The 22283-nt window shown below is 64.0% G+C and carries 22 protein-coding genes and 1 other RNA gene; 11 read left to right on the top strand and 12 right to left on the bottom strand.

Translation table 11 applies throughout. The features are described from left to right. Positions 1 to 361: 361 nt before the first annotated feature. The 3 genes from GSQ90_RS00420 to GSQ90_RS00410 all read right to left on the bottom strand — a co-directional run bounded on the left by GSQ90_RS00420 (position 362) and on the right by GSQ90_RS00410 (position 3239). Positions 362 to 838, bottom strand: coding sequence for a hypothetical protein (locus tag GSQ90_RS00420; protein ID WP_158812500.1), 477 nt, complete (start codon positions 836 to 838; stop codon positions 362 to 364). After that, positions 838 to 1707, bottom strand: a complete 870-nt coding sequence (gene dapD, locus GSQ90_RS00415; protein ID WP_158812499.1) for a 2,3,4,5-tetrahydropyridine-2,6-dicarboxylate N-succinyltransferase — start codon at positions 1705 to 1707, stop codon at positions 838 to 840. Before dapD ends, GSQ90_RS00420 begins: the two co-directional genes overlap by 1 nt. A gap of 98 nt (positions 1708 to 1805) precedes the next feature. Continuing rightward, entirely contained in the window at positions 1806 to 3239 is a 1434-nt protein-coding gene (locus GSQ90_RS00410) for a homospermidine synthase (protein WP_158812498.1), read from the bottom strand. A 229-nt stretch (positions 3240 to 3468) separates the two neighbouring features. Here GSQ90_RS00410 and GSQ90_RS00405 point away from each other — a divergent pair, with 229 nt between their 5' ends. The 6 genes from GSQ90_RS00405 (at position 3469) to GSQ90_RS00380 (ending at position 9112) form a co-directional block, all read left to right on the top strand. After that, the gene (locus GSQ90_RS00405) at positions 3469 to 5214 is read left to right on the top strand and encodes a pseudouridine synthase (protein WP_158812497.1); all 1746 of its coding nucleotides are present in this window, start codon (positions 3469 to 3471) and stop codon (positions 5212 to 5214) included. A 3-nt stretch (positions 5215 to 5217) separates the two neighbouring features. Beyond that, positions 5218 to 5805 carry a 16S rRNA (guanine(966)-N(2))-methyltransferase RsmD gene (rsmD, locus tag GSQ90_RS00400; RefSeq protein ID WP_158812496.1) on the top strand — a complete coding sequence of 196 codons (588 nt, stop codon included), beginning with the start codon at positions 5218 to 5220 and terminating at the stop codon, positions 5803 to 5805. Between the two features lie 57 nt (positions 5806 to 5862). Continuing rightward, positions 5863 to 6273: a RidA family protein gene (locus GSQ90_RS00395; RefSeq protein ID WP_158812495.1), complete on the top strand. Its 411-nt coding sequence runs from the start codon at positions 5863 to 5865 to the stop codon at positions 6271 to 6273. Positions 6274 to 6400: 127 nt separating this feature from the next. After that, on the top strand, positions 6401 to 6694 hold the full coding sequence (locus GSQ90_RS00390; protein WP_158812494.1) for a helix-turn-helix domain-containing protein: 294 nt from the start codon (positions 6401 to 6403) through the stop codon (positions 6692 to 6694). A gap of 227 nt (positions 6695 to 6921) precedes the next feature. After that, positions 6922 to 7671, top strand: a complete 750-nt coding sequence (locus GSQ90_RS00385; protein WP_158812493.1) for an SDR family NAD(P)-dependent oxidoreductase — start codon at positions 6922 to 6924, stop codon at positions 7669 to 7671. Positions 7672 to 7819: 148 nt separating this feature from the next. Then, a complete protein-coding gene (locus GSQ90_RS00380) occupies positions 7820 to 9112 on the top strand; it encodes an aminotransferase (RefSeq protein WP_158812492.1) in 1293 nt (430 codons plus the stop codon). A gap of 24 nt (positions 9113 to 9136) precedes the next feature. On the opposite strand, the gene GSQ90_RS00375 is transcribed toward GSQ90_RS00380, so the two are convergent. Both GSQ90_RS00375 and GSQ90_RS00370 read right to left on the bottom strand, forming a co-directional pair. Beyond that, a complete protein-coding gene (locus GSQ90_RS00375; RefSeq protein ID WP_158812491.1) occupies positions 9137 to 10342 on the bottom strand; it encodes an MFS transporter in 1206 nt (401 codons plus the stop codon). Positions 10343 to 10600: 258 nt separating this feature from the next. Further along, positions 10601 to 12052: a porin gene (locus GSQ90_RS00370; protein ID WP_158812490.1), complete on the bottom strand. Its 1452-nt coding sequence runs from the start codon at positions 12050 to 12052 to the stop codon at positions 10601 to 10603. A 264-nt stretch (positions 12053 to 12316) separates the two neighbouring features. On the opposite strand from GSQ90_RS00370, the gene GSQ90_RS00365 reads away from it, so the two are divergent. The 3 genes from GSQ90_RS00365 to GSQ90_RS00355 all read left to right on the top strand — a co-directional run bounded on the left by GSQ90_RS00365 (position 12317) and on the right by GSQ90_RS00355 (position 14189). Beyond that, positions 12317 to 13054 (top strand): SDR family oxidoreductase, encoded by a 738-nt coding sequence (locus tag GSQ90_RS00365; RefSeq protein ID WP_210254779.1) that lies wholly within the window; start codon positions 12317 to 12319, stop codon positions 13052 to 13054. A gap of 9 nt (positions 13055 to 13063) precedes the next feature. Further along, entirely contained in the window at positions 13064 to 13753 is a 690-nt protein-coding gene (locus GSQ90_RS00360; RefSeq protein WP_158812489.1) for a YafY family protein, read from the top strand. A gap of 67 nt (positions 13754 to 13820) precedes the next feature. Next, on the top strand, positions 13821 to 14189 hold the full coding sequence (locus GSQ90_RS00355; RefSeq protein WP_158812488.1) for a VOC family protein: 369 nt from the start codon (positions 13821 to 13823) through the stop codon (positions 14187 to 14189). Positions 14190 to 14463: 274 nt separating this feature from the next. Here the strand turns inward: GSQ90_RS00355 and GSQ90_RS32060 are convergent, their stop codons facing one another. The 6 genes from GSQ90_RS32060 to GSQ90_RS00325 all read right to left on the bottom strand — a co-directional run bounded on the left by GSQ90_RS32060 (position 14464) and on the right by GSQ90_RS00325 (position 19325). Beyond that, positions 14464 to 14709 (bottom strand): SRPBCC family protein, encoded by a 246-nt coding sequence (locus tag GSQ90_RS32060; RefSeq protein WP_210254778.1) that lies wholly within the window; start codon positions 14707 to 14709, stop codon positions 14464 to 14466. Between the two features lie 63 nt (positions 14710 to 14772). Then, the gene (mutL, locus tag GSQ90_RS00345) at positions 14773 to 16566 is read right to left on the bottom strand and encodes a DNA mismatch repair endonuclease MutL (RefSeq protein ID WP_158812487.1); all 1794 of its coding nucleotides are present in this window, start codon (positions 16564 to 16566) and stop codon (positions 14773 to 14775) included. 214 nt (positions 16567 to 16780) lie between these two features. Beyond that, entirely contained in the window at positions 16781 to 17008 is a 228-nt protein-coding gene (locus tag GSQ90_RS00340; protein WP_158812486.1) for a hypothetical protein, read from the bottom strand. 352 nt (positions 17009 to 17360) lie between these two features. Next, entirely contained in the window at positions 17361 to 17984 is a 624-nt protein-coding gene (gene ureG, locus GSQ90_RS00335; RefSeq protein WP_371418316.1) for an urease accessory protein UreG, read from the bottom strand. Next, positions 17978 to 18730 carry an urease accessory protein UreF gene (locus GSQ90_RS00330; RefSeq protein WP_246731347.1) on the bottom strand — a complete coding sequence of 251 codons (753 nt, stop codon included), beginning with the start codon at positions 18728 to 18730 and terminating at the stop codon, positions 17978 to 17980. The genes ureG and GSQ90_RS00330 overlap by 7 nt, the downstream gene beginning before the upstream one ends. After that, the gene (locus GSQ90_RS00325) at positions 18672 to 19325 is read right to left on the bottom strand and encodes an urease accessory protein UreE (RefSeq protein ID WP_174247429.1); all 654 of its coding nucleotides are present in this window, start codon (positions 19323 to 19325) and stop codon (positions 18672 to 18674) included. Before GSQ90_RS00325 ends, GSQ90_RS00330 begins: the two co-directional genes overlap by 59 nt. Before the next feature lie 150 nt (positions 19326 to 19475). Between GSQ90_RS00325 and GSQ90_RS00320 the strand changes: the two genes are divergently transcribed. Then, on the top strand, positions 19476 to 20720 hold the full coding sequence (locus GSQ90_RS00320) for an FAD-dependent oxidoreductase (protein ID WP_371418315.1): 1245 nt from the start codon (positions 19476 to 19478) through the stop codon (positions 20718 to 20720). Positions 20721 to 20733: 13 nt separating this feature from the next. On the opposite strand, the gene rnpB is transcribed toward GSQ90_RS00320, so the two are convergent. Then, positions 20734 to 21136, bottom strand: an RNA gene (gene rnpB / locus GSQ90_RS00315) — RNase P RNA component class A. 84 nt (positions 21137 to 21220) lie between these two features. On the opposite strand from rnpB, the gene GSQ90_RS00310 reads away from it, so the two are divergent. Then, a complete protein-coding gene (locus tag GSQ90_RS00310) occupies positions 21221 to 22270 on the top strand; it encodes an MBL fold metallo-hydrolase (protein WP_158812483.1) in 1050 nt (349 codons plus the stop codon). Positions 22271 to 22283 lie beyond the last annotated feature (13 nt).

Here is a 22283-nt window from a genome sequence, read left to right as displayed (position 1 = left end):
TATTCCTGTTTTTAGCGGAGGCTTTCGATGGAGCGGCGCCCAGCGCCTTTGCGGCGTTAAGAGGCGCGGCGGCGTTTCAAACCCGCCATCTCCAATGTGCCTGATTATGCCTCTGACGGCGTAAGCTGGCAATCTTTTGTTTGCAAAGCAGGGGTGGAAAACGGCAATTGTAAAATAAAATCAAATAATTACGAGAAGAATATTTTTAGCGGCGTGAATTCCTCTCCCGCTTGCGGGAGAAGGTGATCCGACGAAGACGGGTGCGGTGAGAAGAGGCCCTCCCACGCCGATAGGCCCTCATCCGTCATGCTTCGCATGCCACCTTCTCCCGATTTTCGGGAGAAGGGTTCCTCTTTCGCGCCTAGCGCCGCTCGCTCTCGCCAAATCCAAGCTCGGCGATCGTCCAGGCGAGCACGCCGAGCGCGAGCGCGTCGAAGGCCCAGGTCAGCCAATCGGGCATCGTTCCTTCCGAGCGCGGCTGATACCAATGGGCGGCGCCGGCGAGGAACAGCGCGAATAGCGCGAGGCCCGCGAAAGCCTGCGGCCGGCCGCGATCGGCAAAGCGTTTGGCCCAGACAAAATATTCAGCGACCGCGCACAGGAACAGCGCGAAGACATAGACGAGGAGATAGGCGTAGGTCGCCGCGACGCCCCAGTCGATCAGGGCCTCATGCGACAGATCGCGCGCCTGCCGCGGCATGACGACGATCCAGATCAAAGTCAGCGCCAGCATGATCGCGAGAGGCGGCCAGGACGCCAGCCAGAACTGGCGCCGATCGATCGTTCCCTCGCTTTGCCGATAGAGAAACCGGAAGCGTTTGCCGCGCGTCTCGCCCATCAATCTCTCAGCAATTCATTGATGCCGGTTTTGGCGCGGGTCTGCGCGTCGACCGTCTTGACGATGACAGCGCAATAGAGCGAGGGGCCGGGCGAACCATTGGCGAAGGGCTTGCCGGGCAGCGAGCCGGAAACAACGACGGAATAAGGCGGGACATAGCCGATATGGATCTGGCCGGTGACGCGGTCGACGATCTTGGTCGAGGCCGACAGGAACACGCCCATCGAGACAACCGAGCCCTCGCCGACAATCACGCCCTCGACCACTTCCGAGCGCGCGCCGATGAAGCAATTGTCCTCGATGATGGTGGGGTTCGCCTGCAACGGCTCCAGCACGCCGCCGATGCCGACGCCGCCCGACAGATGCACGTTCTTGCCGATCTGCGCACAGGAGCCGACCGTGACCCAGGTGTCGACCATCGTGCTCGTATCGACATAGGCGCCCAGATTGACGAAAGAGGGCATCAGCACGACATTGGGCGCGATATAGGCCGAATGCCGCACCACGCAATTGGGCACTGCGCGCAGGCCCGATTTGGCGAAGGTAGCGGCGTCCCAGCCTTCGAATTTGGACGGGATCTTGTCGTACCAGCTTGAGGCCGAATTGGCGCCGCCGGGGCCGCCCGCTATCAGGGCGTTTTCATTGAGGCGGAACGACAGCAATACCGCCTTTTTTAGCCATTGATGGACCTTCCATGATCCCAGGCCGACCGCGCCGGGGATTTTCTCGGCGACGCGCGCCTCGCCGCTGTCAAGCAGCTTCAACGCCGCGATGACGGCCTCGCGCACCTCGCCGGTCGTTTGCGGCGTGATCGTCGCGCGGTCCTCGAAGGCTTGCTCGATGATGGCTTGCAGGCGTTGGTGCGGCATGGGCGGTCCCGGTGTGATGGCCGCGCGAGGTTTCTTCGCTCAGCGAGGGGTTGTCAATGGCGCTCCTTCCCCCGTGGGGGAAGGGGCGTTTTACTATCTCACCGCACCAGCACGTTCCTGAACTGCCATGGGTCGGACGTATCGATGTCCTCGGGGAAGAATCCCGGCCGGTCGGTCAGCGGCGTCCAGTCGGTATAGGCGCCGATCACCGGGCCGAGATAGGGGGTCTGCACTTCGAGGCAGCGGCGGAAGTCCATTTCATCGGCCTCGACGATGCCCTGGTTCGGGTTTTCCAGCGCCCAGACCATGCCGGCGAGCACGGCGGAGGTCACCTGCATGCCCGTCGCATTCTGGTACGGCGCGATGCGCCGCGTCTCCTCCACCGAGAGCTGCGAACCGTACCAATAAGCGTTGCGCTTATGACCGAACAGCAGAACGCCGAGTTCGTCGATGCCGTCGACGATTTCGGCCTCGCCGAGAATGTGATGCTCTCTCTGCATCACGCCGGCGCGGCCGAACATTTCGTGCAGGGACAGCACGGCGTCGTCGCAGGGGTGATAGGCGTAATGACAGGTCGGTCGATAGATCGCCGCGCCATTGGCGTCGCGCTGCGTGTAATAATCGGCGATCGAAATCGCCTCGTTATGGGTGACGAGAAAGCCATATTGCGCTTGGGCGGTCGGCGTCCATGAACGCACGCGCGTATTGGCGCCGGGCTGATTCAAGTAGATCGCCGCGCCGCAGCCGCTCTTGTGAAACCCCGCGTTTTCAGGCGCCCATTTCTCATGCGTTCCCCAGCCGAGCTCGGCTGGCTGCATGCCCTCGGACAGGAACCCCTCGACCGACCAGGTGTTGACGAAAACATTGCGCGGCTTGGGCGTTTTCGCGCGCTGCGTGTCGCGCTCGGCGATATGCACGCCCTTGACGCCGAGGCGATGGGCGAGCTTGCCCCATTCGTCGCGCGTCTTCGGCTCCGGCCCCTTGTCGCCAAGATCGGCGGCCAGATTGAGCAAAGCCTGTTTGACGAGCCAGGAGACCATGCCGGGATTGGCGCCGCAGCAGGAAACCGCGGTGACGCCGCCCGGATTGGCGCGGCGCGCGGCCAGAACCGTCTCGCGCAACGCATAATTGGAGCGCGCTTCGGGCCCGATGTTCTTGTCGAAATAAAAGCCGGGCCAGGGCTCGACGACAGTGTCGATGTAAAGCGCGCCGATCGCGCGGCAATGCTCCATGATGTCGAGCGAAGACGTGTCGACCGACAGATTGACGCAGAACCCCTGGCCCTTGCCGGCTTTCAGGTATTTCGTCAGCACGTCGCGATAATTTTCGCGCGTGATCGCCAGATGCACGAATTTGACGCCGCGCTCGTCGAGCAGCTTGCGGTCGGCATCGTCGGGGCCGATGACGACGAAAAGCTCCTTGTCATAGTCGAAATGGCGTTCGATCAGCGGCAGCGTTCCCTTGCCGATCGAGCCAAAGCCGATCATCACGATCGCGCCATCGATGCGCCCATGTCGAGGCCATTGCGTCATGATGTCTGTTCTCCAAGGGTTGATCGGCTGGCGTGAAGCGCTTTTCGCGCCGCTTAAAAGCAAGCGCGGCGCGGCGCGTCAATAGCGACGTGGATCCCATGAAACAAAGCCGAACGCGGGCCTTATCGGCGAAATGCGTCACACTTTGTTCATAAACAAGGACGCCCGGCGGCGGGCTGGGACATTTTAAATCTGCTGACGCGCCGCCAAGCCCCTGTTAGGAAGAGCGATGATCGATAAAACAAAATCCAGCGGCGGCGCCCATGACGGCGCCGGCCCATCGCCGCGCCGACGCATCCTCGATGCGCGCGGCGCCAGGCCCCAGGAGAAGCGCGAGGGTCAGCGCATCGCCAAGGTCATGGCGCGAGCCGGGCTTTGCTCGCGGCGCGACGCGGAGGGCTGGATCGCCGAAGGGCGCGTCGTGGTCAATGGCAAGAAGCTCGACAGCCCTGCCTTCAATGTCAGCGAGAACGACGATGTGCGCGTCGACGGCAAGCCGCTCGCCGCGCCCGAGCGCACCAGGCTGTTCCTCTACAACAAGCCGCGCGGCCTGGTGACCACGGCGCGGGACCCCGAGGGCCGACCGACCATTTTTGAGAATCTGCCCGAAGACCTGCCGCGCGTCGTCGCCGTCGGGCGTCTCGATATCAATACGGAAGGGCTGATCCTGCTTACCAATGATGGCGGGCTGGCGCGGGTCCTGGAGCTTCCCGCCACCGGCTGGCTGCGCCGCTACCGGGTGCGCGCGCATGGCGAGATCGAACAGGAACTGCTCAACCCGCTAAGCGAAGGCGTGACCATCGACGGCGTGGATTACGCCGGCATCGAGGCGATTCTCGATCGCGCGCAGGGCTCCAACGTCTGGATGACGATGGGGCTGCGCGAGGGCAAGAATCGCGAGATCAAGAAAGTGCTCGAACATCTCGGCCTCGCGGTCAATCGCCTGATTCGCATTTCCTTCGGGCCCTTCCAGCTTGGCGAACTCGAAGAAGGCGCCGTCGCCGAAGTGCGCACGCGGGTGCTGCGCGACCAGCTCGGCGCCAAACTGGCGCGCGAGGCGGGCGTCGATTTTGACGCGCCGATGATCGAGCGCGGCGAGCCTGAGCCGGCCGCCGATCGCCAGCCGTCAGCGCGCGCGGATAGTCGCGAGCGCCGGCCGGCCGGCCGTTCCGATCGCAAGCCGCGCCCTGGCGGGTTCGAGGAGCGCGAGGAGAAAGCCAAAAACGATCCCAAGACTTCCTACGGACCCAAGATGCGCAAACATGTCTCGACGCTTCGCGCCGAGAGGCAGGAGGACGAAAGGGGTCCGCGCAAGCGCATCGAGCGCGGCGCCACCGCCGACCGTAAGGGACGAGAAGTCCAGGTCGAGCGCTTGCTGCCGACTGCGCAAGAAGCGCGAAGGCGAGCCGCCGCTGCCGCGCGCGCCGGGGATCGCGGCGCCCGCGCCGAGGGCCGGCCGGCCGGCCGCACGTTCCGGCCCGGCGACAGGACGAGGACGAAGCCCGGTCGCGAGGGTCCGCGTGTGGATCGCGCGGCCGAGGGCGAAGCGCCGGTGCGCCGCGCCAGGCCGTCCCGCGAGGATACGCGGCCGACCCGCGACGGCGACAAGCCGCGCCGTGTCGGCGACCGGCCGCATCGCGATAATGATAAGCCGCGCCGGGACACGGATGCGCCGCGCCGCGATTCCAAGCCATTCCGCAAGGGGCCGCCCGGCGGATCTTTCGCCGGCCGCAAGCCTCGCAGCGAGGCGCCGGGGGGCGAGGCCAGGCCGTTTCGCGAAAGCGCGACCGGCCGGGGGCCGCGTGCGCGAGACGATTCGAAGCCTTTCCACAAGAGGCCCGGCGGGCAGCCTTCGCGCGGCGGCGCCGGCAAGCGCGATGGCGCCAAGCCCTTCCGCAACGGGCCGCCGCGCGGCTCCGGCGGCGCTTCGGGCGGCAAGCCGGGCGGCGGGTCGCGGCCGCCCCGGCGCAGCTAAGCGGTGCGCATCGTCGGCGGACGCCTGCGTGGCCGAGTTCTGAACGCGCCCGCCTCGCGCGCCATCAGGCCGACTTCGGAGCGCTTGCGGGAATCGATCTTCGATATTCTCGCCCATCGCTTCGCCGATGCGCTTGAGGGCGCGCGCGTGGTCGATCTCTTCGCCGGTTCGGGCGCGCTGGGTTTCGAGGCCCTGTCGCGCGGGGCCGCTTTTGCTCTGTTCATCGACGACGGCGCCGAAGCGCGCGCCTTGCTGCGCGGCAATGTCGAGGCGCTGAGTCTTGGCGGCGTCACGCGCATCTGGCGCGCCGATGCGACGAAGCTCGGCAAGGCGCCGACGGGAGCCCCGTTCACCCTCGCTTTCCTCGATCCGCCCTATGGCAAGGGGTTGGCGGGGCCGGCGCTCGCCGCGTTGGCGGCGGGCGGTTGGCTCGCCGAAAGCGCCCTTTGCGTGGTGGAGGAAGCCGAGAAAGCGGAGATCGCCGCGCCGGAGGGATTCGGCGTGGAGGATGAGCGAACGTATGGCGATACGAAGGTTGTGTTTCTGCGGCGCGGTGAGTCGGACAAGACGGCTCAACAGGCGAAATCATGATTTTCGCGATACGGGGAGGTACCGTCATCTTCCCATGCACAGACGGGTGAGATCGCCATGGCGTCAAGTTTCAATCCGCCGGATATCTGGCAGCCCTTTGGCGCATTCTCAATGATGAAGATTCAAGGCGCGGGTGAAATCATCCATCTCAAGGGGCAAGTCGCGCTCGATAAGGAGGGGCAGGTCGTCGGCAAGAACGATATGCGGGCGCAGGTTCGCAAGACGCTGGAGAATATCCAGGCGGCTCTCGCCTCCGTCGGCGGCGTCATGGCCGACATCGTGGCGCTGACCCAATATGCTGTCGATATCGAGCAGTTCATGGCCGCCGGCGATATTCGCAAGCAGTTCTTCGCGGAGCCTTTTCCGGTGACGACGACTGTGCAGATCGTTCGCCTCTATCACCCGGACCTGTTGATTGAAATCACGGCGACGGCGGAAATTCCTCTCGATCGGTTCAGGCGCCCGTAGCGCGAGCGCTCTGCGCGCGTCGTTGTCAAAGCGCCCATCCGTCCGCATATAATGGGAATGGCGCGGCGGCAGCCGAAGCCATAGCCCGCAATACGGATGCGTTTACCCGTTAATGTGACTTGAAATCATGGCGACTGCCAAACAGACCCGACTGACAGATCGGCAGTTCGCCTTGATTGCGCGCGCTCTGGCCGAACCGCGGCGGTATCAAATCCTGAAGGAAATAGGCGGCTGCCCCGATGCGATGCCTTGCAGCGCCTTGCAGGAGACCCATCGCGTCAGCGCCGCCACGCTTTCTCACCATATGAAAGAACTGGAGACGGCGGGCCTGATCGAAATCATCCGCGAAGGCAAGTTCGCCAAACTCGTCCTCCAGCGTGACGTTTTGAGCGCCTATCTGGATCAGCTCGCTAAAATCTAGCAATGGCGCTTCCCCACCCCCGGCCCCTCCCCGCAAACGCGGGGAGGGGAGCGCTGAGATTTCCCCTACCCGTGCAACGGGTAGGGGTCAGGGGTGGGGCGGCGGCGACCCACTCTGCCTCCAGGCGCGGAATCCTCGCCGCGCAGAAAATTACAAACCGCGCTCTTGCAATGATTAGATACTTATCTAAGTGTCTAATCATCGATCATCAAACAGGATCAAGCAAGATGAGCAAATTGGCAGGCAAGGTCGCCGTCGTGACGGGCGCGTCAAAAGGCATTGGCGCGGGGATTGCGAAAAGCCTGGGGGCGGCGGGCGCCGCGGTCGTGGTGAATTACGCATCGAGTAAGGAAGGCGCCGACCAGGTTGTCGCGGAGATCAAAGGCAAGGGCGGCAAAGCCATCGCGGTCCAGGGCGATGTTTCGAAAGCGGCTGACGTGCAGCGGCTGTTCGCCGAGACCAAAAAGGCGTTTGGGTCGCTCGACGTGCTGGTGAACAATGCGGGCGTCTATCAGTTCAGCCCTCTTGAAACGGTGACGGAAGGTGAGTTTCACCGGCAATTCAACACCAACGTCCTCGGCCTTCTGCTGACCACTCAGGAGGCCGTAAAGCAATTCGGCGCCGAGGGCGGCAGCGTGATCAATATCGGCTCGAATGCAAGCCAGATAACGCCGCCCATGTCGGCGATCTATACGGCGACCAAGGGCGCGGTGGACGCCATTACGCATGTGCTGGCGAAAGAACTGGCGCCCAGAAGAATTCGGGTCAATTCCATTAATCCCGGCCCGGTGGAGACGGAGGGCGTCCACGCGGCCGGAATTATCGGCACCGATTTCCAGAAGCAGATGGTGGCGCAGACGCCGCTAGGGCGGATGGGGCAGCCGGAAGACATCGGGCCCATCGCTTTGTTTCTCGCCTCGGCCGATTCAGGATGGCTGACGGGAGAGATTCTCCTGGCGTCCGGCGGCATGCGGTAAGCATACGGAATGAATCCGCTCTCGGCCTTCGCACAGGCCGGGGCGGGGCGCCGAAATCGTCCACGAACGGTTGGATAGGTCAGGCATAAAGTTTATCATTCGCGTCGGCGGCGCCCGCTCGGGCGCCGCCGACGCGAATGAGGTTTCCGTGAGTCGCATTGCTGATTTGAACGACGACGGTCTGCGAGCATTGCTGGGCAAGGTCCGCAGCGATTACGAAGCCTTCTGCGCCCGCGGCCTCAAGCTCGATATGACGCGCGGCAAACCAGCGCCGGAGCAGCTCGATCTCGCCAACGAGTTGCTGGCGTGGCCTGGCAATCGCGACCATTTCACGGAAGCTGGCGAAGACGCGCGCAATTACGGCGGCCTGCAGGGATTGCCCGAAGCGCGCGCCCTGTTCTCATCGATGCTCGGCGCGCCTGCCGAGCGCATCGTCGTCGGCGATAATTCCAGTCTCGCGATCATGCATGATTGCGTGGTCTGGGCGCTTTTGAAGGGCGTGCCGGGCTCGACTGCGCCGTGGTCGCGCGCGACGGCGCCCGCCTTCATCTGTCCCGTGCCCGGCTATGATCGCCATTTCGCCATTTGCGAGGAATTTGGAATCCGCATGCTGCCCGTGCCGATGACTGGGCAGGGGCCGGATATGGACGCGGTCGAGGCGCTCGCCGCCGATCCCGCCGTGAAAGGCATGTGGTGCGTGCCCAAATATTCGAACCCGAGCGGCGAAGTCTATTCGGATGAGGCGGCGGCGCGGCTCGCGGCGATGAAAACCGGCGCTCCCGATTTTCGCCTGTTCTGGGACAATGCCTATGCGGTTCATCATCTGACGGAACGCCGGCATGAGATCGCCGACATCCTTGATCTCTGCGAGAAGGCGGGCAATCCCGACAGGGCCTTCGTCTTCGCCTCGACGTCGAAGGTGACGCTCGCAGGCGGCGGCCTCGCGTTCTTTGCCTCGTCCGCCGCCAATGTGCGCTGGTATCTCGCGCGCGCGTCAAAACGGACGATCGGCCCGGACAAGCTGAACCAGATCCGGCATGTGCGCTTCCTCAGGGACGAGGCGGGCCTGCTTCGCCACATGGACGCGCATCGCGCCTTGCTGGCGCCGAAGTTCGATGCGGTCGTGAATGCTTTGGAGACCCATCTGGACGGAACGGGCGTCGCCAAATGGACCCGCCCGGAAGGCGGCTACTTTATTAGCGTCGACGTTGCCGACGGCACAGCCAGACAGGTCGTCGCGCTGGCGCGCGACGTCGGTCTGGCGCTGACGCCGGCGGGCGCGACCTGGCCGCATGGGCGCGATCCCAATGACAGCAATTTGCGCCTGGCGCCGACGTTTCCTCCCTTGAGGGATGTGCGCGACGCATCCGAAGGGATCGCGATATGCATTCTGCTGGCGGCGATTGAGAAACACGTCGCCGCGCGAGCGGAAGTCGCGTGAGTTTGTGAGCGCGCCGTCGCCCGTCTATCGCGTCACGTTCGGTCGGCGAACGCCCGTCAGCAGAGCGAGTGCGATAAGGGTCGCGCCCGCGCCGATGAGAAACGCGAAGGCGTAGCCGAAGCGACCCGCGACGATGCCGACCGCCGGGCCCGTCAACCCGATCGCCACGTCGAAGAAGGCGATGAAATTGCCGACCGCGCGTCCCCTTTGTTCCGGCGGGACCCGGCGGGTCGCCTCGACGCCCATGGCGGGAAACACCAGCGAAAAGCCGACGCCGGTCAATGTCGCGCCGATGAACGCGAGATCTGGCCCCGGGGCGCTCCAGAGCAGCAATTGGCCCAGAGCTTCGATGGCGAGCGAAGCGCCGGCGACCTTGGCGCCGCCGAAACGGTCCGGCAGGTGCGAGCCGACAAGGCGGACCAGGATGTAGCCCGCGCCAAAACCGGTCAGCGCCAGTCCCGCGCCAGACCAGTCTCTGGCGGCGTAATCGAGGGCGAGGAACGTCGCCATGGCGGCGAAGGGGACTGTCGCGAGCGTGAGGACGAGGCCCGGCCGCCAGATCAGTCCCAGCACGCGATAGAAGGGCGTGCGGTCGCCGCCGCCGCTGGCGGGCGCGGCCGGCAGGCGCAGCGCAATGGCGCCGGCGAGCAGCGGCGTCGCGATCGTCAGGATTGCGACGCCGACGAAGCCGCAGGCGCCTTGCACGGCTAAGCCGAGCGGAGCGCCAAGGCCGATCGCCGCATATATCGCCATGCCCTGCCAGGACATGACCTTGCCGGTGCGCGCCGCGCCGATGCGCGCTATGCCCCAGCTCATGGCGCCGGTGATGAACAGGCTCTCGCCCAGCCCCAGCGTCACTCGACCGATCAACAGGACGCCGAGTCTGCCTTCAAGGTTGAGAGGCGCCCAGACGGAGGCGAGGTAAAACATTCCCGACAAGGCGGCGAGCGGGAGACCGAGCAGGACAGCGCGGCGCGGCCCCCTGCGATCGCAGAGAGCGCCCGCGCGATGGCGTGTCAGCACCGTCGCCAAGGACTGGATTCCAATGACCCAGCCGACGACTGAGGGGCTGAAGCCAAGGCTGTCATGCACGTAAAGGGAGAGGGCAGGCAACGGCGCGCCGACGGACAGGAAGCCAAGAAAGATCACTAGAAACAGTGGCGCCAGACCCGCGAATTCAGTTCGGGCGGCGGAGATTGCAGAAGAGGGATGACGTGCGACGTCGCTCATAGGATTGCGCCTTTAAAGCCGAGCGTGAGCCTAAGGACTCGCAACTCGGACGATGGCGCGTTGAGTGACGTTAACGCTTACGACGAAGGCGAACCGCTTCGCTGCGGCGCGTATAATTGCGGCCGAGGTCATTCGTCAAGCGCAAATTCTACGCTGCCGGCCCGGCGGCGCCGTCTGTCGAACAGACGGCGCTCAGGAGGCGAATGACGGGATTGAAGTTTACGACAAAGCGCTTTCGGCGAATTATCGGCCCGTTTCCTAGAACCGGAAGCGAATCCCGGCCGTGGGGTCGATGTTGGTGTGATAGAGGTAGCCGTTCGCCAGACCATTGTTCATTTCAGAGAACATCAGGCCTGCGTAAACATCGAATTTCTTGGCGAACTTCCAATCGACGTCGAAAGAAACGGCGTCCATCGTTCCCGCGCAATGCGAACTGCTTGATCCAAAGGTCGCGCAGCTCGCCGGTCCGGCATAATTATTCTGGATGTAATGATAGTAAGCGACGCCCGCGTCGAGCGTGTCGGTGAAGGCGTATCGCCCGCCGACCCACATGATCTGCATGATCCTGTTGGTGGTGTAGGCGACATTGTTGATCTGGCCGCCGACGCCCGTGTAGACGGCGGTGTATCCGCCGATGTCGGTGAAGCTTGTCAATTGGGGATTGGACGGATTCTGGAATGTGATGTGTTCGTAGCCGCTGTATAGCTTGACCTGGTTGTAGGTGTATTTGGCGAGCAGCATCACGCTGGTGTCGTCGGAGATAGTGGCGGCGAGCGTGCCGGGATGCACCAGATTTTGCGCGGCGGTGAGCGGCGCGGATGAAACAGCGTCTTTGTCGCGGGTGTATATCGCGTCGAGCGAAAGTTTGCCGTAGGCGCCGCCGTCGAAATCTCCGCCGACTTGCAGTTCATAGGCGCCCTGCGTGGCGTTGTTCAATTCATAGCCGCCGAACTGATAAAGCCCCGCCGCCCGGAACATGCCGGCGTCGACGCGATATTTGATCGCGGTCGTGTATCGCGCGTCCTCGGTGTCGCCGGCGCCGGCGGTCAGGCCGGAATAGCCAATCGGCGAAAAGGCGTAAGAAGCGCCCATCGGATCATAGGCGATCACGCCGTCCAGAGTCAGCGAGTTTTGCCGGCCGAAGGTCAGCGTGCCGAAGGTTGGGTTGCTGACGCCCGCATAACCCGTGCCGTTGTAAAACTGGCCCGCCCGGCTCGAATCGGCGTTTGACGACTGGAGGGTGGCGGGGAGGCCGTTGTTTTCAAGATAAGATTTTGGTCCATTGGCGAGCGTCATGGAATAAGGGTCGAACCCCATGGTCAGATCAAAGACAAAGGACCATCCAGGAGCGAATTCTTCTTTTCCCTTGAGTCCGATGAACGACTGGGTCAGGCCGCCGGGCGCCGGAAGCCATCCCGCGTGATTGCTGTTCTTCGAGACAAGCTCTTCGACGCCGGAGATGATGGAACTGTTGAACGGCGTTCCGTGGCTCTGCCAGCCGCCGCCCATGTCCACCGCGCCGTAGAGCGTAATGCCGTAATAGGTCAACGGGCAGGCCGTGGTGATGAACTCCATCGGCGTCGCGCAAGACGCGAGAGTCGGGGGCGGCGGCGGGGCTGGCTTGCTGGTTGGCAAATCAGCCGCTTGCGCAACGCCGACGAGGGCCAAGCTCGCCGCGGAAACCAAAAGAACTTCTCGAAAAATATTCACGATTCGCCCCGCCCGTTTTGGCCGCCGCGCTTGATCGAAACACGGCGCCTGTCAAAATCCGCGCCCTCACGCCAAGCTGCGTCCGCCCCCGAAGAGCCTTCTCGACGCATGCGTCCCATTTTCGACGCAATGTCGCCACAAAGCGTTGTATCGCATAAGACATAGCGCGTTGCAAAAGCCCCTGTGGATGATCGACAGTTCTCGCCAAGGCCGTCGTCGCCTGACATTCTGGCGTCGGCGGCATCTCACGCGGGAGAACACATCATGGCGAGCGGCATGGTCATCGTTACGGGCGGCGGACGCGGCATTGGCGCGGCGGCTTGTCTCAAACTGGCCGCGGCCGGTTATTCCGTCGCAGTCAATTACGCCGTCGACGAAGCGGCCGCGCAAGCGACGGTGGCGGCGATCCAGAAACTTGGCGGGCGCGCCCAGGCGTTCGGCGCCGACGTTGCCGATCCCGCGGCCGTCAGATCGCTGTTTGAAAGCGCCGTAAGCGCGCTCGGGCCCCTGACGGGACTGATCAACAATGCCGGCATAATCGGGGTGGCCGCCCGCATAGACGCGCAGGAGCCCGCGGATCTCGCGCGACTTTTCGCAGTCAACGTTATGGGAACCATCCTCTGCGCAAAGGAGGCCGTGCGCCGGCTGTCCACGCGCCACGGCGGCCACGGCGGCGCCATCGTCAACATTTCGTCGGTCGCGGCGCGGCTCGGAGGCCTTGCCGGGGGCGTGCCTTACGCCATGACCAAAGGCGCGATCGAAACCTTCACCAAAGGCCTCGCCAACGAAGTGGCGCGCGAGGGCATCCGCGTCAACGCGGTCGCGCCCGGGATGACGGCCACTGACATGTCATCGAAGGAGATGCGCGACGCGGCGTTGGCCAGCCTTCCGATGGGGAGGGTCGGCGCGGCCGAAGAAATCGCCGAGGGGATCATCTGGCTGATGTCGCCCGCCGCCGCCTATGCGACGGGAACCGTGCTGACGATCTCGGGCGGCCGCTAGATCGCCGCCATGTCGCGCGCGCAACGTCTCCTCGATCTCATCCAGATTCTGCGCCGCCATCGTCGCCCAATATCGGGCGCGGCGCTGGCGCGCGAGCAGGGCGTCAGCCTGCGCACGCTTTATCGCGACATCGCCTCCCTCCAGGCGCAGGGCGCCGATATCGCTGGCGAAGCGGGGCTTGGCTATGTCCTGCGGCCAGGCTTCACGCTGCCGCCGCTGATGTTCAATATCGAGGAGATCGAGGCGCTCGCCTTGGGTTCGCGCTGGGTCGCCGCCCGCGCCGATTCGCCGCTGGCCGGCTCGGCGCGCAATGCTTTGGCCAAAATCGCCGCGGTGCTGCCCCCCAACCTCTCCGATCTCCTGGATTCCTCAAGCCTGCTGGTTGGCCCAGGCGACCGCATCGCTGTGGGAGACGCCGAATTGCCGACGATCCGGGAAGCGATCCGCGCCGAGCGAAAACTCAACGTCGCTTATGTCGACGGCGCCGGGACGCCGACGCAGCGGACAATCTGGCCCTTTGCCCTCAGCTTCTTCGACCGCTCCCGCGTCGTCGTCGCGTGGTGCGAGACGCGCGCGGCGTTCCGCCATTTCCGCACCGACCGCATCAGCGCGATCGAGTCGATTCCGACGCGCTATCCCCGCCGGCGACAGGCGCTTCTGAAGGAATGGCGCGCCGCGCAAGGCATCGGCGAAGCGTGAATCGCTGCTGACAGAATCTGACAGCGCTCGGCGATATCCCAGGCTCCGATCGAAAAGGAGCCACGCCATGACAGACATCAATTTCATTCTTCTCTATGTCGCCAACCCCAAGCTGAGCGAAGCGTTCTATGCCGACCTTCTCGGGCGCCCGGCCGTCGAATCTTCGCCGACTTTCGTGATGTTCGGGATGCGGTCGGGAATCATGTTGGGGCTCTGGGGACGCGACGGCGTCAAGCCCGCGGCCAACGCGCCGGGCGGCGGCGAAATCGCCTTCGCCCTCGAGAACGGGGAAGCTGTCGACGCGCGCCACGCCGATTGGCGTGAGCGAGGCCTGAAGATCGTTCAGTCGCCGACCGATATGGATTTCGGGCGCACTTTCGTGGCGCTGGATCCCGACGGCCATCGGCTGCGCGTATTCGCGCCAAGCGGGGCGTGAAGGCGCGCAATCGTCTCCTTTCTCACGCCCCGGATGGGAAACGCGCGGCGTTGGCGACGCCCTCTCTCCGCTCACACGGGGAGGGGGCGTAGCTCAGCGTTCATGGATGAAATCAGGCGCTCGACCATCGCGTAACCAGCGCTTTCAGCGCAAGCAGGTCGCGTTCCACCCATTCTGCGTCCGATGCAAATTTTGCTTCAGACATCCCCGGTTGTCGCAGGAGCGTCAGCAGCGCCTCTGTCCCGCCCTCGTTCGGAATAATTCTCATGGGGACTTAGATTTCCGGGCCGACGCCAACATCGACATAATGATCCATCACACCAAGGACGTTATGGTCCGTAAACCTTATTCTGATCGGCCCTTCAGGGCCTTCCGCTCTCCAGCCGTCTCCGTCTTTTTCCAGCGGCGTTTTGCAGAGACCCGAGGCCCATTTCGGAAAGTCTTGAGGTCTCCAGATCGCCTCGTAAACCTCTTGCCATGGTCGGGCGATTGAGACGCTCACCGTCCGGGTCTCGCGCATGCTGGTCTCCCGTCACACGAGTGTTAAGCCACGCTCGGAGGACGCGCTTGCGGTCGCAAACTGCTACCTTCGCCCAAACAGCCGCTCGATATCGCCGAGCTTCAGCTCGATATAGGTCGGCCTTCCGTGGTTGCATTGGCCAGCGCCCGGCGTCCGCTCCATCTCGCGCAGCAACGCGTTCATTTCCTCCGGCTTGAGTTTGCGCCCGGACCGGACCGAATGATGGCAGGCGATGGTGGCGAGGCGATGATCCAGGCGGCGCTCCAGGGATAGCGCGCCATCCTCCGCGGATAAATCATCGGCGAGATCGCGCATCAAAAGATTCATGTCGGCCTGCGCGAGGAGGGTCGGAATTTCGCGCAGCAGGATCGCGCCAGGCCCGAAGCCTTCGATGACAAGGCCAAGCTCTTCGAGCGCCGCCGCGTGATCGACAAGCAGGGCCGCGGCGTCGGGGTCGAGATCGACGACGACGGGAGAAAGCAGAATCTGGCGTTCGATGCCGTTTTGCGCGCGTTGGCGCTTCAGGCGCTCATAGACGATGCGCTCGTGGGCGGCGTGTTGGTCGACAATGACGATGCCGTCCCCTGTCTGCGCGATCACATAGGCGTCATGGACTTGCGCGCGCGCGGCTCCAAGCGGCGCCGCGAGATCGGCGCTCGCGGGCGCCGCCATGTCGGCGGCGGCATTAGCGGCGGGCGCAAAGTCAGCAAAACTTTGCTGCGCGGGCTCGGCAAAACCTGTGGGAGCGGCAGGCGAAGCGCGCCAGTCCCACGGCCCGGAAAGGCGCGCCGCCGGCGACGTAAAGCCAGGGCTGCGCAACGCGGCGATCGCGCCGCTGCCGCCCGTCGTCGACGCCTGATGGAGCGCGCCTTCAAGCGCTTGCTTGACCGCCCCGACGATCAGGCCGCGCACCAGCCCGCTGTCGCGAAAGCGCACCTCCGCCTTGGCGGGGTGGACATTGACGTCGACGTCGCGTGGCTCGCATTCGAGAAACAGGGCCACGACCGCGTGCCGGTCACGCGGCAAATAGTCGAGATAGGCGGCGCGCAAGGCGCCGGCGAGCAGTTTGTCGCGCACCGCACGGCCGTTGACGTAGAAATATTGTGTCAGCGCATTGCTCTTGCTGAAGGTCGGCAAGCCGACAAAGCCCGTGAGGCGAACGCCCTCCCTTTCCGCATGAAGGGCGATGCAATTGGCGGCGAAATCCGAACCCAGCGCCTGCCGCGCCCGCTCCAGGCGGCCCATTTCACCGGCGGCGCAGGCCGGCCAGTCGAAGCTCGCGCCGATTTCGCTGGCGAAGGAGAAACGCGCCTGCGGATTGACAAGAGCGAGGCGGCGCACGACATCGCCGGCCGCCTGGGCTTCGCTGCGATCGCTTTTGAGGAATTTCAACCGCGCGGGCGTCGCAGCGAACAGATCGCGCGCCTCGATCCGCGTGCCGTGCGGTTGGGCGCAAGGCTGAACGGGGCTTTTGACGCCGTCTTCGACGAGCAACATGGCGGCTGCATCGGCGCCGAGCGCGCGCGAACGGATTTCAAGCCGCGACACGGAGGCAATCGAGGGCAGAGCCTCGCCGCGGAAGCCGAGCGTTGCGATATTGGTCAGATCGCCGTCGGGAATTTTCGACGTGGCGTGGCGTTCGACGCTGAGCTCGAGATCGTGCGCGCTCATCCCCGCGCCGTCGTCAACGACGCGGATGAGCGTGCGCCCGCCGGCTTCCACCGCCACATCGATGCGGGTCGCGCCCGCGTCGAGCGCATTTTCGACCAGCTCCTTGACCGCAGCGGCCGGCCGCTCGATCACTTCGCCGGCGGCGATGCGGTCGATCAGCAAGGGATCGAGGCGGCGAATGGACACGGATCGTTTCTCGCGAGAGGGGTAGGCGATTCAAGCAGATTCGTTGGCCGAAAGGGAGAAATAATGCGGACGGCGGGATTTTAAACCCATTGGGCGCCAGCGCGCTCGACGAAACGCGCACGGATATCTCTTTGGGCGCAGAGGTCCAAAGCAAAAAAAGCGTCCGGCTGGATGAGCCGGACGCTGCTGGCGCTACGCGCCATATTCTTTCATTTCATCGCGTTGGCGAATCAGTGCTTGTGCGCACCGCCGCCGTGACCGCCACCATGGCCGCCGTGACCGCCGCCATGCGCCCCGCCATGACCTCCGCCGCCGCCATGGAATGCGCCGCCGCCATGACCGCCGCCATGGAATCCCCCTCCGCCATGACCTCCGCCGCCGCCGCGACGCCAACCGTGAAAGCCGTCGCCGCCGCCCCAGCCAAGGCCGCTACGATGCGCATAACCACACCAATACCAGCCCGCACCCTGCCAACCGTCGTCATACCAGCAGTAATTCTGGCCACCGAAAAAGAATTGGGCTTTCTCGATCTGCGTCGTGTTTGTCAGCGGCTCGCGCGCGCCCAAGACGCCGTCGCCGATTGCGGCCTGCGCCGTGCTTGCCGCGCCCAGCGCCACTGCCCCCGTCAAGGCGATTGTCCGAGCGAATTTGCCTAACATAGCGGGTTTCCTTCCGATTTGAGGGCAAGCAAAATGCGACAGCCCCGTTTACGCTCAACGCTCATGACGCAGTTGAGTTGCGCTGCAAATGAAGGTTGCGCCGATTGTCCATCAAATGCGCGTGATCACAGTCATTTACGCCGCGCCGAGCCCACCCTTTTCATGGATGAAGGCGATCACGGCCTCCACGCCTTCGCCGCTCTTCATATTGGCGAAGACGAAGGGGCGCTCCTTGCGCATCAGTTTTGCGTCCCTCGCCATCACATCGAGCGAGGCGCCGACATAGGGGGCAAGATCGATCTTGTTGATGACCAACATGTCCGAGCGCGTAACGCCGGGTCCGCCCTTGCGCGGGATTTTCTCGCCGCCCGAAACGTCGATGACGTAGATCGTCAAATCGGCGAGTTCGGGCGAAAAGGTCGCGGCGAGATTGTCGCCGCCCGATTCGATCAGGATGAGATCGAGCGCTGGAAAGAGACGGTTCATTTCGTCAATCGCCGCCAGATTGATCGACGCGTCCTCGCGGATGGCCGTGTGCGGGCAGCCGCCCGTCTCCACCCCCATGATGCGCTCGGGCGCCAGCGCGCCGGCCTCGACCAGCAGGCGCGCATCCTCCTTGGTGTAGATGTCGTTGGTGATCGCCGCGATCTCGAAGCCGGCGCGCAAGCGTTTGCACAATTGCTCCATCAACGCTGTCTTACCCGACCCGACGGGTCCGCCAATGCCGACGCGCAGCGGCTGTTTTTGTCTCGTCATGATCGGAACAACCTCGAATATTGCGTTTCGTGCCGCATCGCGGCGATGTCGGAGCGGAAGGCGCAGCCGCCAAGATCGTCAAGTCCAGCGCTCGATGTTTCGCGCGCAAGGCGGCGCACGTCAGGCAAAATCCCCGCCAACGTCTTCTGCCCGTCGGTCTGGCCGATCGCCCCAAGCCGCACCGCGGCGGAGACGAAATTGGAGAACAGGCTGAGGGTGAAGGCCTGCAGGGAAAGATCGAGGCTCAATCCATGCCCCGCCGCCGCGGTGCCGACGGCGACGGGATAAGCGATGGGATCGCCGCTCGCCGGTAAATGTTCAAGCGCCGCGCAAGTCCAGGCCGCGCGCATCGCCGAGACAAACGCCCCGCCTTGCGCGCAAGTCTCAAGCCGCCGCTCGGCCGAACCGGCGAGCGCCACGGCCAATTCATTGATCTCAGCCAGCGCGGCCCAGTCGGACGATCGCCCGGCGCGGAAGGCGCAAGCGAAAAGCACCGCGTCCGATCGCGGCGCGCCGAAATTCAGGAGATCGACGAGCCATATCTGAAGCGTCGCGGCGTCGACGATGTCTCCGGCCTCCACCGCCCATTCGAGCCCATGCGAATAGGCGAACGAGCCGACGGGAAAAGCCGGCGACAGCCACAGCAGCAATGGCAATTCCGCAAAATTTTCCGGCTCTAGGCTCTCCGGCTTAAGACTTGGCGCGTCCATGAGCCTCGTGAGCGTGGCCGTGAGAATGGTCGTGGTCATGATGATGATCGTGGCCACAGTCCGGGCCATGCACATGCGGCTCGGCGCCGACGCTCTGGTGGTCGCTGTGCCGGTGATGCGCATCGCCGTGATGACCGTGATCGTGATCATGCGCGCCATGGTCATGATGGTCGTGACCGTGATCGTGCCCATGAACTGGCGCGGCCGAGACATAAGCGCCCCCTTCGGGGTTGAAAGGCGCTTCGATCTCGACAACGCTGGCGCCCAGTCCGCGCGCCATATCCTCGATGACATGATCGCGCCGGATGCGCAGACTTTTCTTAAGCAATTCGGTCGGCAGGTGACGGTTGCCGAGGTGCCAGGCGATGCGCGTCAGCGCGGCGGCGTCGACGCCGCGGATCTCCGCCAATTTTTCGGGCGCTGCGACAACTTCGACGATGCGTCCATCGTCCAGCGCCAGGCCATCGCCGGCTCGCAGCATCACCGCCTCTGGCAAGTCGAGCAGAAAGGCGAGGCCGCGCACGCCGGTCATCGCAATGCGGCGCCGATAACGGTCGTCATAATCGAGAACGATTGTGTCGGCCGGCTCGCCGGACCAGGAGCCGGCGGGACGAACGGAATGAGCGTGTTGCATGGACTCGCCAGGATTCAAAGAAGCGTTTGGCGGCAGGGCTTCCGCCGCTGCTCCTCCCATACGCGCCTTAGCTGCGTTAGAAAAGCCTCATGCGCCAGGCAAGCGCTCGGAATGGCTTGCGGTCGGCGATCCGGCGATTGACAATAGCGTATAAGCAATGAGGGGGAGGCCGCCCTGAGTGAATCCGTTGTTTCAACGCGCTGCTGCATTGCGGGCGGCGGGCCAGCGGGCATGATGCTCGGGTTTTTGCTCGCACGCGCGGGCGTCGATGTCGTCGTGCTGGAAAAGCACGCCGATTTCCTGCGTGACTTTCGCGGCGACACCATCCATCCCTCGACCCTCAATCTGATGAAGGAATTGGGCTTTCTCGATGAATTCCTTCAATTGCCACACCAAAAGGCTTTCGAGCTTGAGGGCTGGTTCGGCGACACGCGCGCCATAATCGCCGATTTCTCGCGTCTGCCCGCGCCGTGCAATTATATAGCCTTGATGCCGCAATGGGATTTCCTGAGCTTTCTGGCGACCAAGGGCGCAGCGTTCAAAACCTTCAGACTACTGATGCGGACGGAAGCGAAGTCGCTGATCGAGGAAGCAGGCAAAATCGTCGGCGTCGAAGCGCGGGGGCCGGACGGCCCGTTGGCGATCCGGGCCGATCTCACGGTGGCGGCGGACGGACGCCATTCGACCTTGCGCGATGCCGCTGGCCTGAAGGTGATTGATCTTGGCGCGCCCATGGACGTGCTCTGGTTCCGCATTCCCCGCGAGGATGGCGATGGGGCGGAGATCGCCGGGCATTTTGATGCAGGAAGCATTTTCATCAGAATCAATCGCGGCGACTATTGGCAATGCGGCTATGTCATCGCCAAGGGCTCGCTTGAAGCGCTGCAGGCGCGCGGCCTCGACGCCTTCAAAACGAATGTCGCGCGGCTGATGCGGATTCCTATCGCAAGGCTCGCCAATATCGCCAGCTTCGATGACGTGAAGCTGCTGAGCGTCGCTGTCGACCGGCTGGAGAAGTGGCGCCGGCCGGGCTTTCTGGCGATCGGCGACGCCGCCCATGCGATGTCGCCGATCGGCGGCGTCGGCATCAATCTGGCGGTGCAGGACGCGGTCGCCGCAGCCAACCAACTGGCCGCGCCGCTCCTCGCACGCAGCGTCGGCGACGATGATCTGGCCGCCGTCGAACGCCGCCGCCTTTTTCCGGCGCGGGCGACGCAATGGGCGCAAGTGATGGCGCAGAACAATATCGTCGTGCGGGCCCTTAGCCAAACCACGCCGTTGAAGCCGCCGCTCGCCTTCCGGCTGATCGGACGTTTTGCTTTCCTGCGCCGGCTGATGGCGCGCCTTGTCGGCCTCGGCGTTCGCCCCGAGCACGTGCGCACGGGGCAGGGGTGAGGCTCGCATAAAAATCGCCAGTCGGCCTATAAGCCGGGTTCTGTATGGCCCGGGGCGTGAGCCCCGTGCGTGACGGCCATTCCTCTGGGGCGTCCGTTGCCGAACGCCTCTAGCAACCAACCCGAACGACCAGCCCGGGGACGGGCCTGAGGCGCTTTAGGCGCCTCTTGTCGCTCCTATTCGGTCTTGCTCCCGGCGGGGTTTGCCATGCCGCTGACGTTGCCGCCCGCGCGGTGCGCTCTTACCGCACCCTTTCACCCTTACCGGCTGGCAGTTCTTTCGAAATGCGAACCGGCGGTCTGCTCTCTGTGGCGCTGTCCCTGGGGTCGCCCCCGCCGGACGTTATCCGGCGCCGTGTCTCCGTGGAGCCCGGACTTTCCTCCGCTTGAGAAAGCGACGGCCGTCCAGCCGACTGGCGCGTGAGGCAATAGGGGGGCGCGGCGCCGGGGTCAAGTTCCGGGCCGGTGGCTTGAATGGCGCCAAATTGTGTAAAAGGAGCGATGACAAAATCGATAGAAGCCGCGCCTCTGATCTTTCCTTTTCCCACCCCGCCCGAAAAAGGCGAGGCGATCGAGGTCGCGCCGGGCATTTTATGGGCGCGCATTCCGCTGCCGTTCAGGCTCGATCACGTCAATGTCTACTTCATCGACGATGGCGATGGTTGGGCCGTGGTGGATACCGGAATCGACGATGAGAATGCGCGCATGGCCTGGAACGCGCTTCTGTCCGGACCGTTAGCGGGCAGACGCCTGACGCGGCTGATCGTCACCCATATGCATCCCGACCACATCGGTCTTGCTGGCTGGCTGACCGAAAAGTTTGATATTCCGCTCCTCACCAGCCAGACCGCTTACATCGAATGCCTGAACCTCAGCCTTGCGCCGGGCAAGCTTCAGGCGCCGGTCTATCGCGACTTTTATCTGCGCAACGGCCTGGATGAGGCGACGACCGCGCTGATTGCAACGATGGGCCATGATTATCTCGGCATGGTCGCGCCTCTGCCGCCGACCTTTGAGCGTCTGGTGGCGGGCGACGAACTCGCCATCGGCGGGCGCAAATTCGAGGTTTTGGCGGGCGACGGTCACGCGCCCGAGCAGCTCATGCTGTTCTGCCGCGACGAGAAGCTGTTTCTGGCGGCCGATCAGGTTCTCGTCAAAATTTCCCCCAATGTCAGCGTTGCGGCGATGAGCCCGCGCGGCGATCCGCTCGGCCTCTATTTGCGCTCGCTGCGTGCGTTGAAAGCCGATCTGCCCGCGGATGGATTGGTGCTGCCCGGCCATCAATTGCCTTTTTATGGCCTGCACGAGCGCGCGAGCGAACTGATGGCGCATCATGAAGCCCGCTGCGAGGCCTTGCGCCAGGCGTGCGAGGAAAAACCCCATCGGCCGGCCGAACTGCTGACCGTCATGTTCACGCGCAAACTCGACCCCCATCAAATGGGGTTCGCCTTCAGCGAATTGCTCGCCCATGTGAATTACATGCTCGCCCGAGGCGAATTGCGTTGGGCCGAACGAACGGCTGGACCGGCTCGTTTGACCGCCGCCGCTTAAAAGGCGCCCAAAG

This window comes from Methylocapsa sp. S129, from assembly GCF_009765995.1.
Classification (GTDB): domain Bacteria; phylum Pseudomonadota; class Alphaproteobacteria; order Rhizobiales; family Beijerinckiaceae; genus Roseiarcus.
Note: the sequence above shows the minus strand (reverse complement) of the source record. Positions and strands in the feature narration are given on the sequence as shown.

Bases quoted from the DNA above. Each gene is read 5' to 3' on its own strand.
- GSQ90_RS00420 (WP_158812500.1), bottom strand. From the start codon at position 838: ATGGGCGAGACGCGCGGCAAACGCTTCCGGTTTCTCTATCGGCAAAGC.
- dapD (WP_158812499.1), bottom strand. From the start codon at position 1,707: ATGCCGCACCAACGCCTGCAAGCCATCATCGAGCAAGCCTTCGAGGAC.
- GSQ90_RS00410 (WP_158812498.1), bottom strand. From the start codon at position 3,239: ATGACGCAATGGCCTCGACATGGGCGCATCGATGGCGCGATCGTGATG.
- GSQ90_RS00405 (WP_158812497.1), top strand. From the start codon at position 3,469: ATGATCGATAAAACAAAATCCAGCGGCGGCGCCCATGACGGCGCCGGC.
- GSQ90_RS00395 (WP_158812495.1), top strand. From the start codon at position 5,863: ATGGCGTCAAGTTTCAATCCGCCGGATATCTGGCAGCCCTTTGGCGCA.
- GSQ90_RS00390 (WP_158812494.1), top strand. From the start codon at position 6,401: ATGGCGACTGCCAAACAGACCCGACTGACAGATCGGCAGTTCGCCTTG.
- GSQ90_RS00385 (WP_158812493.1), top strand. From the start codon at position 6,922: ATGAGCAAATTGGCAGGCAAGGTCGCCGTCGTGACGGGCGCGTCAAAA.
- GSQ90_RS00375 (WP_158812491.1), bottom strand. From the start codon at position 10,342: ATGAGCGACGTCGCACGTCATCCCTCTTCTGCAATCTCCGCCGCCCGA.
- GSQ90_RS00365 (WP_210254779.1), top strand. From the start codon at position 12,317: ATGGCGAGCGGCATGGTCATCGTTACGGGCGGCGGACGCGGCATTGGC.
- GSQ90_RS00360 (WP_158812489.1), top strand. From the start codon at position 13,064: ATGTCGCGCGCGCAACGTCTCCTCGATCTCATCCAGATTCTGCGCCGC.
- GSQ90_RS00355 (WP_158812488.1), top strand. From the start codon at position 13,821: ATGACAGACATCAATTTCATTCTTCTCTATGTCGCCAACCCCAAGCTG.
- GSQ90_RS32060 (WP_210254778.1), bottom strand. From the start codon at position 14,709: ATGCGCGAGACCCGGACGGTGAGCGTCTCAATCGCCCGACCATGGCAA.
- GSQ90_RS00340 (WP_158812486.1), bottom strand. From the start codon at position 17,008: ATGCGCATCGTAGCGGCCTTGGCTGGGGCGGCGGCGACGGCTTTCACG.
- GSQ90_RS00330 (WP_246731347.1), bottom strand. From the start codon at position 18,730: ATGACCACGACCATTCTCACGGCCACGCTCACGAGGCTCATGGACGCG.
- GSQ90_RS00325 (WP_174247429.1), bottom strand. From the start codon at position 19,325: ATGCAACACGCTCATTCCGTTCGTCCCGCCGGCTCCTGGTCCGGCGAG.
- GSQ90_RS00310 (WP_158812483.1), top strand. From the start codon at position 21,221: ATGACAAAATCGATAGAAGCCGCGCCTCTGATCTTTCCTTTTCCCACC.